General features: G+C 64.7%; 12 protein-coding genes. 4 read left to right on the top strand and 8 right to left on the bottom strand.

The features are described from left to right. Positions 1-6: 6 nt before the first annotated feature. Together BLU37_RS04250 and cbiE are read right to left on the bottom strand one after the other, a co-directional pair. Positions 7-1,104: a cobalt-precorrin-5B (C(1))-methyltransferase gene (locus BLU37_RS04250; RefSeq protein ID WP_090202551.1), complete on the bottom strand. Its 1,098-nt coding sequence runs from the start codon at positions 1,102-1,104 to the stop codon at positions 7-9. Positions 1,105-1,176: 72 nt separating this feature from the next. Continuing rightward, entirely contained in the window at positions 1,177-2,379 is a 1,203-nt protein-coding gene (gene cbiE, locus BLU37_RS04245) for a precorrin-6y C5,15-methyltransferase (decarboxylating) subunit CbiE (protein WP_090202549.1), read from the bottom strand. A gap of 136 nt (positions 2,380-2,515) precedes the next feature. Here cbiE and cobG point away from each other — a divergent pair, with 136 nt between their 5' ends. From cobG to cobJ, 4 genes are read left to right on the top strand one after another with little or no spacing between them, the layout of a single operon-like run. Then, the gene (cobG, locus tag BLU37_RS04240; protein WP_090202546.1) at positions 2,516-3,916 is read left to right on the top strand and encodes a precorrin-3B synthase; all 1,401 of its coding nucleotides are present in this window, start codon (positions 2,516-2,518) and stop codon (positions 3,914-3,916) included. After that, positions 3,909-4,535: a precorrin-8X methylmutase gene (locus BLU37_RS04235; RefSeq protein WP_010444375.1), complete on the top strand. Its 627-nt coding sequence runs from the start codon at positions 3,909-3,911 to the stop codon at positions 4,533-4,535. Before cobG ends, BLU37_RS04235 begins: the two co-directional genes overlap by 8 nt. Then, positions 4,535-5,266 (top strand): precorrin-2 C(20)-methyltransferase, encoded by a 732-nt coding sequence (locus BLU37_RS04230; protein ID WP_019362721.1) that lies wholly within the window; start codon positions 4,535-4,537, stop codon positions 5,264-5,266. The genes BLU37_RS04235 and BLU37_RS04230 overlap by 1 nt, the downstream gene beginning before the upstream one ends. Continuing rightward, positions 5,263-6,966 (top strand): precorrin-3B C(17)-methyltransferase, encoded by a 1,704-nt coding sequence (gene cobJ, locus BLU37_RS04225; RefSeq protein WP_090202543.1) that lies wholly within the window; start codon positions 5,263-5,265, stop codon positions 6,964-6,966. Before BLU37_RS04230 ends, cobJ begins: the two co-directional genes overlap by 4 nt. A gap of 12 nt (positions 6,967-6,978) precedes the next feature. Here cobJ and BLU37_RS04220 read toward each other — a convergent pair whose 3' ends face one another. From BLU37_RS04220 to dusB, 6 genes are all read right to left on the bottom strand, one after another. Then, positions 6,979-7,578 (bottom strand): MarC family protein, encoded by a 600-nt coding sequence (locus tag BLU37_RS04220; protein WP_090202540.1) that lies wholly within the window; start codon positions 7,576-7,578, stop codon positions 6,979-6,981. A gap of 61 nt (positions 7,579-7,639) precedes the next feature. Next, positions 7,640-10,420, bottom strand: coding sequence for a hybrid sensor histidine kinase/response regulator (locus BLU37_RS04215; protein WP_010444371.1), 2,781 nt, complete (start codon positions 10,418-10,420; stop codon positions 7,640-7,642). 100 nt (positions 10,421-10,520) lie between these two features. After that, positions 10,521-11,816 (bottom strand): phosphoribosylamine--glycine ligase, encoded by a 1,296-nt coding sequence (gene purD, locus BLU37_RS04210; protein WP_090202535.1) that lies wholly within the window; start codon positions 11,814-11,816, stop codon positions 10,521-10,523. 87 nt (positions 11,817-11,903) lie between these two features. Beyond that, positions 11,904-13,511 (bottom strand): bifunctional phosphoribosylaminoimidazolecarboxamide formyltransferase/IMP cyclohydrolase, encoded by a 1,608-nt coding sequence (purH, locus tag BLU37_RS04205; RefSeq protein WP_010444369.1) that lies wholly within the window; start codon positions 13,509-13,511, stop codon positions 11,904-11,906. Positions 13,512-13,673: 162 nt separating this feature from the next. Next, entirely contained in the window at positions 13,674-13,994 is a 321-nt protein-coding gene (fis, locus tag BLU37_RS04200) for a DNA-binding transcriptional regulator Fis (RefSeq protein WP_003186237.1), read from the bottom strand. After that, positions 13,991-15,004 carry a tRNA dihydrouridine synthase DusB gene (gene dusB / locus BLU37_RS04195; RefSeq protein ID WP_010444362.1) on the bottom strand — a complete coding sequence of 338 codons (1,014 nt, stop codon included), beginning with the start codon at positions 15,002-15,004 and terminating at the stop codon, positions 13,991-13,993. Before dusB ends, fis begins: the two co-directional genes overlap by 4 nt. Positions 15,005-15,115: the final 111 nt, after the last annotated feature.

The raw sequence follows: 15,115 nt of genomic DNA, 5'->3' as shown, positions 1-15,115 counted from the left end.
AGTGGTTCATTGAAAGGCTCCGGCATGGCCGACGATGCCGCCCTGGCGGTCGATGGCGAACACTTCCACCTGCACCTGGGCCGGGACCACACTGCGGGCGAAGTCCAGGGCGTGCTGGCAGACCGCATCGCCCAAGGCGACGCCAGCGGCGCGGGCCATTGCCAGTGCCTGCTGGCTGGTGTTGGCCTGGCGTATGGCCTGCTGCAGTACCTCGTCAGCGCCCACGGCGGCGGCCCATTCGGCCAGTTGCGGCAGGTCGATGCTCGAATGCCGACTGTGCAGATCCATGTGGCCGGCTGCCAGTTTGCTGATCTTGCCGAAGCCGCCACACAGGCTCAACTTATCCACAGGCACCTTGCGCAGGTGCTTGAGCACGGCCCCGACGAAATCGCCCATTTCGATCAGGGCAATCTCCGGCAGGTCATAGACGCGACGCATGGTGTCCTCGCTGGCATTGCCGGTGCAGGCGGCGATATGCCGATAGCCGTTGGTCCTGGCGACATCGATGCCCTGGTGGATCGAGGCAATGTAGGCCGCACAGGAAAACGGCCGGACGATGCCGCTGGTGCCGAGAATCGACAGGCCGCCGAGGATGCCCAGGCGCGGGTTCATGGTTTTCAGCGCCAGGGCTTCGCCGCCCTCGACGTTGACGGTCACCGAGAAACCGCCGGCATAGCCGTGTTCGGCCGCCAGTTGCAGCAGGTGGTCGCTGATCATCTTGCGCGGCACCGGGTTGATCGCCGGTTCGCCGACGGCCAGCACCAGGCCGGGGCGGGTGACGGTGCCGACGCCGCTGCCGGCATGGAAGCGCACGCCGGGCTCGGTGGTCAGCCGCACGCGTGAATACAGCAGGGCGCCGTGGGTGACGTCCGGGTCGTCGCCGGCATCCTTGATCGTCCCCGCTTCGGCGCCGTCCTCATGCGGGCGGCAGAATTCCAGGCGCATCTCGACCTGTTTGCCCTTGGGCAGGATGATCCGTACCGCATCATGGCTGATCCCGCTCAGCAGCAGGCGTGCTGCAGCCAGCGCGGTGGCGGTGGCGCAACTGCCAGTGGTCAGGCCGCTGCGCAGGGGCGCGGGTTGTTCGGCGGTTTCATCACGCATGGGGCCATGCCCTGCTTCCGGCAATGGTCGCAGATGAGAGATTCTGCGCGGGCCGGCTCGCGCCCACGCTGTTCAAGGCTTCACCACGTCGAGCAGGGTGATCGGCAGCGCCTGGCGCCAGGTATCGAAGTCGCCCAGGGGCTGGGCCTGGGCGACATGGATGCGGGTCAGCTCGCCACCGTGGACCTGGCGCCAGTTCATCAGCAGCAGTTCGCTTTGCAGGGTCACGGCATTGGCCACCAGCCGTCCGCCGGGCTTGAGCCGGGCCCAGCAGGTATCCAGCACGCCGGGCACGGTCACGCCGCCGCCGATGAAGATCGCATCCGGCTGTTCCAGCCCGTCCAGCGCCTGCGGCGCGCTGCCGCGAACCAGGCGCAGGCCAGGGACGCCAAGGGCATCGCGGTTGTGTTCGATCAGTTGCTGGCGGCCTGGGTCCGCTTCGATGGCAATCGTCCGGCACGAGGGGTGCGCGCGCATCCACTCGATGCCAATGGAGCCGCTGCCGGCACCGACATCCCAGAGCAGTTCGCCGGGGACCGGCGCGAGGCGGGCGAGGGTGATGGCGCGGACGTCACGCTTGGTCAACTGGCCGTCATGCGCGAACGCGGCGTCCGGCAGCCCGCCGATATGCGACAGGCGCGGCGTAGCCGGATCGGCCTGACAGGCGATGGCGACCAGGTTGAGACGGGCGAACGCTTGCTCCTGCCAGTCTTGTGCAGTGCAATCGATGCGTCGTTCGAGCGGGCCGCCGAGGTGCTCCAGCACGCTGATCCGGCTGGGTCCGAAGCCCCGTTCGCGCAGCAGTGCGGCGATGGCCGCCGGGCTATGCTCGTCGTTGCTCAGCACCAACAGGCGCAATCCGCTGTGCAGTTGTGCACTGAGGGCCGCCACTGGACGAGCAACCACCGACAGGCACACCACCTCCTGCAGCGCCCAACCCAGTCGTGCGGCGGCCAGCGAGTAGGCGGAGGGCGCGGGCAGCACGTGCATCTCCTCGGTATCGAGCTGGCGCGACAGGCTGGCGCCGACGCCGAACAGCATCGGATCGCCGCTGGCCAGTACGCACACCGGCGTGCCCCGCAGGGCCAGCACCGGCTCAAGGGAAAACGGGCTGGGCCAGGCCAGGCGCTCGGTCGCCACGTTCGGTGGCAGCAGGTCGAGCTGGCGTTGCCCGCCGAATACCCGCGTCGCCCCCAGCAGCGCCTGGCGGGCGTGTTCGCCGAGGCCTCCGAAGCCGTCTTCACCGATTCCCACTACTGTCAGCCAGGGCGCCATCTAAAATCCTCGAAACGCAGCTGTTCCGACCAGCAGTCTTTTCATGCCGTCGGACAAAGCAGGCATAATACCGCGCCTTCGACGGCGAAACGCCTTTCGATGACAACGAGCACTTTCCCTGACTGTCGGTTATCCCTTGAACGAACACCCGCTTGCCAACGCTGTCCGCCCCTCGGCCTGTCCGGGGTTGCTGCGTATCGTCGCGGCGCTCGATGGCGGCATCTGCCGGATCAAGCTGGCCGGCGGGGTGATCAGTGCCGATCAGGCCCGCGCGGTGGCCCAGGCCGCCGAGCGTTATGCCGGCGGGGTGATCGAGGCGACCAACCGGGCCAATCTGCAGATTCGCGGGATCGGCGCGCAGCATCAGCCGCTGATCGATAGTCTGCTGGCCGCCGGTCTCGGGCCCACGGCTGAAGGGAGCCGGTGTGGGAGCGGGCTTGTCGGGGCGCCGAACCCCGCTTCTGCAGAAACGGATGTGTCCCGGGTCAGCGGTGCTGACGATGTGCGCAACCTGATGCTCAGCCCCAGCGCCGGTATCGATGCACGGATGCTGATCGATACTCGTCCGCTGGCCGCGCAGATTCTCGCCAGCCTGCAAGGTCAGCCGCGTTTTCATCAATTGTCGGCCAAGTTCGCCATCCAGCTCGACGGCGGCGAGGCCCTGGCGATGCTCGAACACCCCCATGACCTGTGGCTGTCTGCCCTGCTGATCGAGGATCGTCCGTACCTGGCCTTCGGCCTGGCGGGTTGCCCGGCCAACGACGCGCCTCTGGCGGCTGTGCCGCTGGAACAGGGGCACGCCCTGGTGGCGGCGGTACTGGGGCTGTTCCTCGACCTGGCCCGTCCCGAGCAGACACGCATGCGTCATCTGCTCGCCGAGGTGCCGACCGCGGTGTTCCTGGCGCAACTGAGCGAGCGCTTCGGCGTCGAGCCCATTGCCGTGGGTGACTGGCGGCGACCTGCCACGCCCGAACTGCTGCATGTCGGGACTTATCCACAGCGTCAGCCGGATCGGTTTTATGTCGGCGCGGTATTTCCATTGGGGCGTCTCGATGCGGCGATGCTCGAAGGCGTGGCTCAGTTGGCGCAGCAGTACGGCGACGGCAGTCTGCGCCTGACCCCCTGGCAAAGCCTGCTGCTGCCCGGCATCCGTGAGGAACACGCAGCTCACGTCACCGCGCGACTGCAACAGCTCGGCCTGCTCTGCGATGCCAGCCAGCCGCTGGCACGGATCATCGCCTGCACCGGTTCCGCCGGCTGCGCCAAGGGGCTGGCCGAGACCAAGGCCGATGCCCGGCGCCTGGCGACGCTTCTGCAAGGGCCGCCCCAGGGCGTGCACCTGTCCGGCTGCAAGCGCTCCTGCGCCGCAGCCCATGTGGCACCGGCTACCTTGCTGGCGGTGACCCCCGGCCACTACGACCTCTATTTTCGCGATGCAGCCCAGCCCGGTTTCGGCCTGCTGCACGCAAGCAACCTTACTATTGATGCGGCGGGCACCCTGCTCGAAGCCCGCTCACGGAGCAGCACCGATGATTGATTACATTCGCGATGGTCAGGAGATCTATCGCAACTCCTTCGCGATCATTCGCGCGGAAGCGAACCTGGCGCGCATTCCCGCTGACCTGGAGAAACTGGCCGTTCGGGTGATCCACGCCTGCGGCATGGTCGATGCCATCGACGGCCTGCAATTCTCACCGGGTGCCGGCACAGCCGGGCGTGAGGCGCTGGCGGCCGGTGCACCGATTCTCTGCGATGCGCGGATGGTCTCCGAGGGCATCACCCGTGCCCGCCTGCCGGCCAACAACCCGGTGATCTGCACCTTGCGCGACGAGCGCGTGCCGGCGATGGCGCAGGCACTGGGCAATACCCGTTCGGCGGTGGCCCTGGAATTGTGGCGGCCGCATCTGGAAGGCAGCGTGGTGGTGATCGGCAATGCGCCAACGTCGCTGTTCTACCTGTTGGAAATGCTCGATGCCGGTGCACCGAAGCCGGCACTGATCCTCGGCTTCCCGGTGGGCTTCGTCGGCGCCGCCGAGTCCAAGGCGATGCTCGCCGCCGACAGCCGTGGTGTGCCGTTCGTGATCATGCAGGGCCGGCTCGGTGGCAGCGCCATGGCCGCCGCCGCCGTCAATGCCCTCGCCACGGAGGTGGAATGATGCAGCAGCCTGGACGTCTGATCGGCCTCGGTGTTGGGCCGGGTGATCCGGAACTGATCACCGTGAAGGCGCTGCGCCTGCTGCGCGAGTCGCCGGTGGTGGCGTATTTCGTCGCCAAGGGCAAGAAAGGCAATGCCTTCGGTATCATCGAGGGTCATCTGCAGCAGGCCCAGACCCTGCTGCCACTGGTCTATCCGGTGACCACCGAAGCCCTGCCGGCGCCGCTGTCCTACGAACAGGTGATCAGCGACTTTTACGACGAAGCCAGCCTGGAGGTCGCCGCGCATCTGGATGCCGGCCGCGACGTGGCGGTGATCTGCGAAGGCGACCCGTTCTTCTATGGCTCCTACATGTACCTGCACGACCGCCTCGCCGATCGTTACGAAGCCCAGGTGATCCCGGGTGTCTGCTCGATGCTCGGTGGCGCCTCGGTGCTCGGCGTACCGTTGGTGTATCGCAACCAGAGCCTGTCGGTGTTGTCCGGCGTGTTGCCTGCCGAGGAACTCAAGCGCCGCCTGGCCGATGCGGATGCCGCAGTGGTGATGAAGCTGGGCCGCAACTTTCCCAAGGTGCGCCAGGTGCTGGAAGAGCTGGGGCTGGCCGGTCGCGCCCTGTATGTGGAGCGCGCCACCATGGCCAACCAGAAGATCGTTCCGCTCGATGAGGTGGACCCGATGTCCTCGCCGTATTTCTCGCTGATCATTGTGCCCGGCGAACGGTGGCAGGGATGAGTCGTCCGGCACCGGCCATTGTCATTCTGGGCAACGGCAGCCTGGCGACCGCGCGCAGGCTTCAGCAGATTTATCCGCAGGCGCTGATCCATGGCCTGGCCGAACGGGTCGAGGGCGCGGACCGGACTTACAGCGAGTTCGGCGCAACCTTGCGCCAGTTCTACCAGCAGGACACGCCGATCATCGCCTTGTGCGCGGCTGGCATCGTGATCCGCAGCCTGGCGTCGGTGTTGCTGGAGAAGGGCGCCGAGCCGCCGGTCCTGGCGGTCGCCGAGGATGGCAGTGCGGTGGTCCCTTTGCTCGGCGGTCTGGGCGGTGTGAACGTCATGGCCCGGGAAATGGCCGCCGGCCTGGGTGTGGCGCCCGCGATCACCACCAGCGGCGAATTGCGTTTCGGCACCTGCCTGCTCAACCCTCCGAGCGGTTACGCCCTGGCTGATCTGGAACTGGGCAAGCGTTTCGTCTCGGACCTGCTGGCGGGCGCAAGCGTGCGTATCGAGGGCGATGCACCCTGGTTGGCCGAGGCCCGTTTGCCCGAAGATCAGGCTGCCCGACTGTCGATTCATGTGAGTAGCGCTGCGCGCGCACCGACAGCGGACGAGTTGCTGATCTATCCACGTAGCGTACTGGCGGCGGTTTCGGCGGATCTGCCGGCGCTGGCCGAGCGCGTGCGTGCGGCGCTGCAGGACGCCGGCATTGCTCAACAGTCCCTCGCCTGTCTGCTGGCTGCGGATACGCAAATGGCCAGTCCGGCTTTGCATGAGGCCGCCAGGCAATTGGGCGTGCCACTGCGTTTCGTCGCTTCTGGTGTCAGCGTGGAAGCGCTGGCACGGCAGGCCGTTCCGTCTGGGGCATCGTTTCATGCAGGTGAGGGGCTGACCCTTGCGGTTGCCCCGCAGCCGCTGGACCCGCAGCAGATCGGACGTCCACGCGGCCGTCTGGCGGTGATCGGCCTGGGGCCTGGCGCCGCCGAATTGATGGTGCCGGCGGTCAGGGCCGAACTCGATCGGGCCAACGATGTGCTCGGTTACGAGACCTACGTGCGCATGGCTGGCCCGTTCCGGCCGGATCAGGTGCAGCACTGCACCGATAACCGTGAGGAAATGCAACGCGCCCGGCACGCCTTCGAACTGGCGGCCGCTGGCCGTTCGGTGGTGGTGGTGTCGTCCGGGGATCCGGGGGTGTTCGCCATGGCAGCTGCGGTACTCGAAGCCTTGCACGAGTCTGACGAGCCGGGTTGGCATGGCGTCGAGCTGGAAATCCTGCCCGGAGTTTCCGCCTCGCTGGCGACGGCTGCCCAAGCCGGGGCGCCACTGGGGCACGACTTCTGCGTGATGTCGCTTTCTGACAACCTCAAGCCCTGGACGATCATCGAGAAACGCCTCGATCTCGCCGCCGAGGCCGACCTGGCGCTGGCGTTCTACAACCCGATTTCCCGTTCCCGCCCCTGGCAGTTGGGCCGGGCGCTGGAGATCGTGGCCCAGCATCGCACGGCACAGACGCCGGTGGTTCTGGGACGGGATATCGGCCGCCCCGGACAGACGTTGCGGGTGACCACCCTGGGCGAGTTGACCCCGGATCAGGTGGACATGCGCACCCTGGTCATCGTCGGTTCCTCGACCACCTGCGTGTTCCCCCGCGCCGAGGGCGGCGAGTGGGTCTACACGCCGCGCTGGTATGGCGAGAAACCGGGCGCCTGATGGGCGCCCCGGCTACTGGGGCACCAGGTAGCCGCGCACCCCGGTGAAGATGATCTGCGCCGCCAGGGCGCAGACGAACAATCCCATCAGGCGACTGACGATCTGCAAGCCCTGGTCGCCGAGGATCCGTTCGATACGGTTCGACAGGTACAGCACCACACCAACGGTAAAACTCGCCAGGGCGATACTGACGATGGCGGCGAGCTTGTCGTCCCAATGCGGCTGGCTCACACCCATCACCAGTAGCGCACCGATGGTGCCGGGGCCGACCGTCAGTGGGATGGTCAGTGGCACGATGGTCACGTCCTGCTGCACATTGTCGGTCTGCACCGCCGATTTGCCCTGGGCCATGCCCAGCGCCGAGATGAACAGCACGCTCCCCGCACCGATGCGAAAAGCGTCGACGGTGATACCGAATACACTGAAGATCACGCGCCCGAAGAGGTACAGCAGCACGCTGGAAACCAGGGTGGCGAGGGCGACTTTCCAGGCCAGGCGGCGGCGCTCCTTGCTGGAGTAGCCACGGGTCAGGCTGATGAAGCAGGACAGGACGAAGAACGGGCTGTAGAGCACCAGCATCTTCAGGTAAACACTGAACAGCACGTGGAGCATGGTTTGAGCTCGAACAGGTGAGGGCCTTGGCAGTCTATCAGGCGCCGCGCCGTCTGTCGGCTCAGGAGGTGGTCTGTTCCTGAACCTGCTGGAGGTCGCGCTGGGCGACCCAATGCTCGACCAGCTCACGCAGTTGCGAAAGCTCCACCGGCTTGGCCATGTGGCCGTCCATGCCGGCCTGGCGTGCCCGCTCCTTGTGTTCGCTGAGAATGTGCGCCGTCAAGGCCACCACCGGTGTGCGTACCCGTTGGTTGCCGACTTCCCAGGCGCGCAGTTGCTGGGTGGCGGAGAACCCGTCGAGTATCGGCATCTCGCAATCCATCAGCACCAGGTCGTAACGCTGGGCTTTCATCGCCCGCAGGGCTTCCTCGCCGTTGCTGGCGGTGTCGGGCTGCAGGTTGAGCTTGCCGAGCATGCCGCGAATCACCTTGGTGGAAATGCTGTTGTCCTCGGCCACGAGGATGCGGAAATCGCTGGGTACCTTGACCGAGGGCACGGTCGGTACACTCAGCGGTGTTGCTATCGCCTGGCTCTTGCCACGCTGGCTCAGTTCGTCCGCCAGGGTGGTTTTGAGCGTGTAGCCTGCCACTGGTTTGGCGAGGATGCGCTTGACGCCGGCATTACGCGCGATGATCTTGCTCGGCGCGTTGCTGATGCCGGTGAGCATGATCAGCAGGATGTCATGGTTGAGGCTCGGGTCTTCCTTGATCTTCGCCGCCAGTTGCATGCCGGTCATGCCAGGCATGTTCTGGTCCAGCAGGACCACGTCGAAGTAGTCGCGCAGGTGGGCCTTGGTGCGCAGTAGCGCCAGGGCTTCCTTACCGGACGGCACGGCACTGACGTTCAGGCCCCAGGCGCTGCATTGCTGGACCAGGACCTTGCGGCAGGTGTCGTTGTCGTCGACCACCAGTACCCGCGCACCCTTGAGCGGGCCATCGAGGTCGGAGGTCGGGTGTTCGAGGTGCAGAGGGTCCAGTGGCAGCGTCAGCCACAGGGTGCTGCCCTGGTTGGCGCCGCTCTTGATGCCGAACTCGCCACGCATCAACAGCACCAGTTGGCGGGCGATCACCAGGCCCAGGTGGCCCCCCAGGCGGCTGGCAGCGAGGAAGTTCTTGCTCTGCAGCTCGGTATGCAGCAGGGCGTCGCGCTCCTCGTCATCCATCGGCACCCCGCTGTCCTGCACCGCAATGCGCAGGCGCGGCTGACCGTTGCGCTCGTCGAGGGCGACGACGATGAGGATTTCACCCTCGTCGGTCTTCTTCATCGCGTTTTCCAGCAGGCTCAGCAGTGTCTGGCGCAGGCGGGTCGGATCACCGCTGATCACCCGCGGGACCTGGGGCTGGATGAAGCTGATCAGTTCGACGTTCTGCTGTTCGGCCTTGGCGCGGAAGATACTCAGGCAGTCTTCGATCAGGGCATTGAGGTCGAACTGTACGTCGTCCAGCTCGATCTGCCCGGACTCCAGCTTGGAGATGTCGAGAATCTCGTTGATCAGGGTCAGCAGTTCATTGCCGGCACTGTGAATGGTCTGCACGTAGTCGCGCTGCTTGACCGACAACGGGGTGCCCAGCAACAGTTCGGTCATGCCCAGCACGCCGTTCATCGGGGTACGGATCTCATGGCTGATCTTCGCCAGGAACTCGGCCTTGGCGGCGATTTCGGCATTGCTCGCCGCCAGGTCACGGCTGAGGCTGAACTGGTCTTCGGTGATGCTGCGACGCCGCTCGCCGAGGGCGATGCTCATCAGCAGCCCGCTGACCGAAATGAAGATCAGCAGAGCGACGATCAGGCCTTCCGGGGCAACCAGGGTCAGGCCCAGCAGGGCGGGCAGGATGACCAGGGTGCCGATGTTGAAGATGACCATGGCGACGACGAACAGCCTGGCCGGGCGATAGCCCTTCTGCCAGTGATAGGTGGAGACCAGCAGTATGCTCAGGCTGGCCAGCCCGACCAGGCCATAGGTCATCACGTTCAGTGGCAGGGTGTCGACGAACAGCAGCAACAGCCCGCCCAGGCAGATCACCAGAATGTCGCCCAACAGCAGCTTGTTCAGTGGGTGCGGCCCCAGGGGCGAGAAGAAACTGTAGGTGAACATCAGGCCGCAGGGCGCGGTGAGCAGTAGCGCCAGGTAGGCACCGGCGGTCTGTGCACCTTGCCAATCGGGCAGCCATGGGCCGATCACGTTCAGCAGGAACAGGGCGCTGACCAGCAGCAGGAACTCGCAGGAAGCCAGCCACAGGCTGCTGCGCGAGCGGGTGTAGGCGAAGCGGGTGAGGTTGTGCAGGATCAGCATCGACAGGCAGCCGAACAGCAACCCGTAGAGCAGGTTCTGGCCGCGATCAGCAGCGCTCATCACTGCCGACTCGAGGGTAATGTGTGGCCGCAGTTCGTGTTTGGACACCAGCCTCAGGTAGATATCCAGCGGCTTGGGGCTTTGTGTCAGTGGCAGCATGAAGTCGCTGCTGGGTAGCGGTCGTTCGGTCTTGGGCAGGTCATTGCCGCTGCGAACCTGGTCGATCAGCGTATCGCCATCGAAGGTATACAGGTCCAGGCGTGCCAGGTCCGGTGCGAAAATTCGCAGGATCTGTTCGTGTTTGCCCGGTTGCAGGCGAAAACGCAACCACAGTGCACCGTCGGGGGGAGCGGCGGTGAGTCGGTCGAGTTCGATGGGACTGAATTGGTTGATATAGCGTGAGGAGCGGATATCGCTCAGTTGCAGATCGGCCTGGTCGTCAAGCAATACTGCCCAGCCACTGCCTTGCGAGGCTTGTGCGGCCGTTGCGAGGCAAAGCAGGGTCAGCAGGCTGACGGTGAAACTTATGGCGATCCTGAGCCAGCGCACGGCGAAATCCCTTCGTAGGTTGATGCCTGAGTCATAACTATGCGCGGGGCGGGAACAAGACGGCAAGGGCTTGACGCCCTTGCCTATCCGAACGGATAGCTTATTCCTGATCTTCTGCGCGTTCGCGTACGATTGCACGGTAGCCGATGTCGCTACGGTAGAAGCAGCCTTCCCAATTGATTTTAGCTGCGAGTTGATAAGCCTGCTGTTGGGCGGCGCCAACGGTCTCGCCCAGCGCGGTGGCGCAGAGCACTCGGCCGCCGGAAGTGACGACCTGGCCGTCCTTGAGCGCGGTGCCAGCGTGGAAAACCTTGCCTTCCAGGCTCGCTGCCGACTCCAGGCCGCTGATCGCTGCGCCCTTGGCGTAGTCGCCCGGGTAACCGCCGGCAGCCAGGACGATGCCCAGGCTTGGCCGTGGGTCCCATTGGGCTTCGACCTTGTCCAGGGCCTGGGCCAGCGCGGCCTCTACCAGCAGCACCAGGCTCGATTGCAGGCGCAGCATCACCGGCTGGGTTTCCGGGTCGCCAAAACGGCAGTTGAACTCGATGACCTTGGGATTGCCGGCTTTGTCGATCATCAGACCGGCGTACAGGAAACCGGTGTAGACGTTGCCTTCCTCGGCCATGCCGCGCACGGTCGGCCAGATCACCAGGTCCATCACGCGCTGGTGGACTTCGGCGGTGACTACCGGTGCCGGCGAGTAGGCGCCCATGCCGCCGGTATTCGGGCCGCTGTCGCCGTCGCCGACGCGCTTGTGGTCCTGGCTGGTGGCCATCGGCAGGACGTTCTTGCCGTCGACCATGACGATGAAGCTGGCTTCCTCGCCGTCGAGGAACTCCTCGATCACTACGCGCGAACCGGCTTCACCGAAGGCGTTGCCGGCGAGCATGTCGCGCACGGCGTCTTCGGCTTCGGCCAGGGTCATCGCGACGATCACGCCTTTGCCGGCGGCCAGGCCGTCGGCCTTGATCACGATGGGGGCACCTTTTTCACGCAGATAGGCCAGGGCTGGCTCGATCTCGGTGAAATTCTGGTAGTCGGCGGTCGGGATCTTGTGGCGGGCCAGGAAGTCCTTGGTGAAGGCCTTCGAGCCTTCCAGTTGGGCGGCACCGGCGGTCGGACCGAAGCAGTCCAGGCCACGGGAGCGGAACAGGTCGACCACGCCGGCCACCAGCGGCACTTCCGGGCCGACGATGGTCAGGGAAACGTTCTTCTCGGCGAAGTCCGCCAGTTGCTCCAGGGCCAGGACGTCGATGGCGACGTTCTCGCACTTGGCCTCGATGGCGGTGCCGGCATTACCCGGTGCGACGAATACTTTCTCGACGCGCGGGTCCTGGGCGACTTTCCAGGCCAGGGCATGTTCGCGGCCACCACTGCCGATGATCAGGACATTCATTTCAAAAACCTCGATGAAGCAGAATTCTGGGGGCGCTGTCGGCCACCGCCCGGCTCCTGCCGGTCAGTGGCGTTCACACACCTGTCATTAATGACGGAAGTGGCGCATGCCGGTGAAGACCATGGCAATGCCGGCTTCGTCGGCGGCGGCGATCACTTCGTTGTCACGCATCGAGCCGCCAGGCTGGATCACTGCGGTGATACCCACCTTGGCCGCGTTGTCGATGCCGTCGCGGAACGGGAAAAAGGCGTCCGAGGCCATGACCGCGCCCTGTACCTGCAGGCCGGCGTGTTCAGCTTTGATCGCGGCAATGCGGGCCGAGTTCACACGGCTCATCTGGCCGGCGCCGACACCGATGGTCTGGCGGTTCTTGGCGTAGACGATGGCGTTGGACTTGACGTACTTGGCGACTTTCCAGGCGAAGATCAGGTCGTGGATCTCCTGCTCGGTCGGGGCGCGTTGGGTGACCACTTTCAGGTCGGCGCTGGTGATCATGCCGATGTCGCGGCTCTGGACCAGCAGGCCGCCGTTGACGCGCTTGTAGTCCCAGGCCGGGGCGCGCTCGGCGTCCCACTGGCCGCACGCCAGCAGGCGCACGTTGGCCTTGGCGGCAACGATGGCACGGGCTTCTTCGCTGACCGAAGGGGCGATGATCACTTCGACGAACTGGCGCTCGACGATGGCCTTGGCGGTCTCGGCGTCCAGTTCGCGGTTGAAGGCGATGATGCCGCCGAATGCCGATTCGCTGTCGGTGGCGTAGGCCAGTTCATAGGCCTGGCGAATGCCGCCTTCGGCGTCCGGGCTCACTGCCACGCCGCACGGGTTGGCGTGCTTGACGATGACGCAGGCCGGCTTGACGAAGCTCTTCACGCATTCCAGCGCAGCGTCGGTATCGGCGACGTTGTTGTAGGACAGTTCCTTGCCCTGCAGTTGGGTCGCGGTGGCGATGCCGACTTCGGCCGGCTTGGCTTCGACGTAGAACGCCGCGCTCTGGTGCGGGTTCTCGCCGTAGCGCATTTCCTGGGCCTTGACGAACTGGCTGTTGAAGGTGCGCGGGAATTCACTGCGGCCTTCGGTCGACAGGGTCTCGGCGGCCTGATTCACGGTGCCCATGTAGTTGGCGATCATGCCGTCGTAGGCGGCGGTGTGCTCGAATGCCTTGAGCATCAGGTCGAAACGCTGTGCGTAGGTCAGGCCGCCGGCCTTGAGGCTTTCCAGAACCTGGGCATAGTCGCTGGCGTTGACGACGATGGCGACGTCCTTGTGGTTCTTGGCCGCCGAGCGGACCATGGTCGGGCCACCGATGTCGATGTTCTCGATGGCGGTCGGCAGGTCGCAGCCCGGCTTGTTGATGGTGGCTTCGAAGGGGTAGAGGTTGACCGCTACCAGGTCGATCGGCTGGATGCCGTGTTCGCTCATGATCGCATCGTCGATGCCGCGACGACCGAGGATGCCGCCGTGGATTTTCGGGTGCAGGGTCTTCACCCGACCGTCCATCATTTCCGCAAAGCCGGTGTAGTCCGCGACTTCCACGGCGGCGACGCCGTTGTCCCGCAGCAGCTTGAAGGTGCCGCCGGTGGAGAGGATTTCCACGCCCAGGGTTTCCAGTTCACGAGCGAAATCGAGGATTCCGGTCTTGTCGGAAACGCTGATCAGGGCGCGGCGGATCGGCAGGCGGGTAGTCTGGTCGGTCATCTCAATGTCCATCAAAACAAGGGAGTCAGCAAAAAAGGCGACCGCTTTAGGATCTCTACGAAAACTGCCTGCGCGACAATCATGCTGTGTTAAAAACAGGCTGCTTGCCGCTCGGCTGGTTTTCCCAAGGATCCAGGGTGCCTTTCTGGTTTGATTGAATGCTTACAGCAAATCGTACTGCTTGAGTTTCTTGCGCAGGGTGCCGCGGTTCAGGCCAAGCAGCTCACTGGCCTTGGTCTGGTTGCCCTTGACGTAGTTCATCACGCTTTCGAGCAGGGGAGCCTCGACTTCGGAGAGCACCAGGTTGTAGACGTCCGTGACGGCCGCGCCCTCTAGGTGGGCGAAATAATTGTGCAACGCCTTCTCGACGCTGCCGCGAAGGGTCTGACCCTCTTCGCTTGGCGTGTTGAGGTGCTGTTTCAAATTGACGTTGTCGCTCACGGGCGTTGTTCCACTCACTAAAGTCTCGGTCATCATCGTCATGCGGCCACCCATTCTCCGTCCCCTGTCACCAGGCTCTTGTAACGTCCGGCAAAAAACTCACGAACGTTGGCGCATTGTGCTTCCGTGTCTTCCAAACGATTGAAGTGGGCGCGAAACTCCTTGGCGCCCGGCAAGGTTGCGAGATACCAGCCGACATGCTTGCGGGCGATGCGCACGCCCATGACTTCTCCATAGAAAGCATGCAGCGCGGCCAGGTGCTCTAGCAGAATACGTTCCACTTCGATCAGTTCCGGTGCCGGGAAGGGTTCGCCGGTACGCAGAAAATGCTCGATCTCACGAAAAATCCAGGGTCGCCCCTGGGCGGCTCGACCGATCAACAGACCGTCGGCCCCGGTCGCGTCCAGCACGTACCGGGCCTTCTGGGCCGAATCGATGTCGCCGTTGGCGAAGACCGGAATCGACACTGCCTGCTTGATCGCGGCAATGGTGTCGTACTCGGCTTCGCCGGTGTACAGGTCTGCACGGGTCCGTCCATGCACCGCCAGGGCGGTGATGCCCGCCTGCTCGGCGATCTTCGCCACCGTCAGGCCGTTCTTGTTCGACCGGTCCCAGCCGGTGCGGATCTTCAGGGTGACCGGGACATCGACCGCTGCCACGACGGCATGCAGGATCTCCTTCACCAGCTCTTCATCCTTCAACAGTGCGGAACCGGCGGCCTTGTTGCAGACCTTCTTGGCCGGACACCCCATGTTGATGTCGATAATCTGTGCACCCAGTTCGACGTTGGCCCGGGCCGCATCCGCCAGCATCTGTGCATCACCGCCGGCGATCTGTACCGAGCGTGGCTCGGGATCACCTTCATGGATCATGCGCAGACGCGATTTGCGGCTGTTCCACAGGCTCATGTCGCTGGTTACCATTTCCGAAACTACCAGGCCCGCGCCCAGGCGTCGGCAAAGCTGACGAAAGGGTTGGTCGGTGACCCCCGCCATCGGGGCGAGAATCAAGCCGTTCTGCAGTGTGTATGGGCCGATGCGTACCGCCGACATAGGACTTCCCTGTTGTGGGGCCGGATCATTGGAGTTCGAAAAAGGGTTGGCATGATACCCGCTCTCGATGACTGGATAAAGGCAAAATTGGATAAAATCTGAACAGTTATT

The sequence above is a fragment of the Pseudomonas asplenii genome, assembly GCF_900105475.1.
Lineage (GTDB): Bacteria > Pseudomonadota > Gammaproteobacteria > Pseudomonadales > Pseudomonadaceae > Aquipseudomonas > Aquipseudomonas asplenii.
This window is presented reverse-complemented; position numbering and strand designations above follow the sequence as displayed.